Below are 1,309 nucleotides of genomic sequence, written 5' to 3' on the forward strand. Positions count from 1 at the left end.
AGCTAGAGTCTTGCCCATAGCGGCCTCCTAGATTAGGAATCACGCCCACTAATTGTCATACAGCTGTGCTGTACGTGGATCTTCCATCACAGATGTTACAAGCGAGGGGCGAGTGACTTCAGGTGCCAAACTTGACTGAACCTCGGTGGGCGCTGAAGCGGGAGTGGTGGGGCTACCTTGTGCCGAAGCATCCGGCCCGTAGTTGTTGCGGCGCTCTTCTACTGTCATGGATTGCGGGCATTTCGAACCCGTGATCTCCAGTGCCACGCGAGCAGCGGGATCCATGCAGTCCATTGCCAGCGAGGCTGCCTTCATGCCCTTGTTCCAGAGCTCACGGCTCATTTTCAGGCGCTTGCAATGCTCGTCCGTCCAGGTTGTGCCGAAGCTCACGCCAAAGCCGGGGCCGTTGGCACTGCCGCTGCTGCTGCCCATGCAGGTGTCATTGCTGGTCGTGAGGTTGGGGCCGTTCACGCTGGGAACGTTCTTCATGGTGTACGTGCCTGTGTACTCCACAATGTTCTTGGACGTACCGGACACCGTATTGTTCAGGTTCTGGGTGGTCGTGCCGTTCGTTGTTATGTTTTGATCGGAGGTCGAAGTGGATCTGCTGTCCATCGTGGCGACAGATCGACTTTCTGCCGGAGCAGCAACTGGATTGACAATGGTGACCGACTGATTCTGTTGCGCTCCCACGGATGAGGAGTTAGAGGAGCTTTGCGCGCTGCTGTCGGCACTTTGCGCATAGCTGCACAAAGGAACGCAAAGACTTAACAGAGCTATGGAGAGTTTCATGCTTTGCTCCTACGTTGCCCGAGCCCGGCCAGGCAGCCAGACCCGGGGCAAACACAACTATCTTGGGACAGCTGCCTTAGTTGGCATTGGCAGTAGAGCCTGCACCAGCAGTACCGGAGGTGCCACCACCATTGGAGAGGTAGCCAGCGTTACCCCAGGAGCCGGCATTCTGGTGGACGGTACCCACAGAGCCTGCGTTCGAGGTGGTATTGGTCAACGAGCCCCAAGGTGAGGAAACGGCTCCCGATGTGGCGTTGTAGCCAGAAGTGGTGCCAGCATTGTTGTTGATGTAAGCCAAGCCGCCGCCAGGGCCGGCGCCAGTTGCAGCAACATTCGCGGTCTGAGAAGAGGCGCCGCCGAAGGCGGTACCGTTGACGGGTCCTGCGTTATAGCCGGCCGCAGCAGCCGAGCCCGCATTGGCATTGGTAGCCGCTACGCCGCCCGCAACACCATTGCCGGTGGTTGCGGAAAGGCTCTTCACATTACCGAAAGTAGTTGCGCTACCGCCGACAGCTGC

General features: G+C 58.5%; 1 protein-coding gene and 1 pseudogene. Both read right to left on the reverse strand.

Translation table 11 applies throughout. The annotated features are described in order from the left end of the window. Positions 1-48: 48 nt before the first annotated feature. Positions 49-792 carry a hypothetical protein gene (locus P353_RS29720; RefSeq protein ID WP_198529172.1) on the reverse strand — a complete coding sequence of 248 codons (744 nt, stop codon included), beginning with the start codon at positions 790-792 and terminating at the stop codon, positions 49-51. A gap of 76 nt (positions 793-868) precedes the next feature. Beyond that, positions 869-1,309 (reverse strand): annotated as a pseudogene (locus P353_RS26340) (hypothetical protein); the annotation flags it as partial.

Source organism: Comamonas testosteroni (genome assembly GCF_000761245.1).
Lineage (GTDB): Bacteria > Pseudomonadota > Gammaproteobacteria > Burkholderiales > Burkholderiaceae_C > Comamonas > Comamonas testosteroni_C.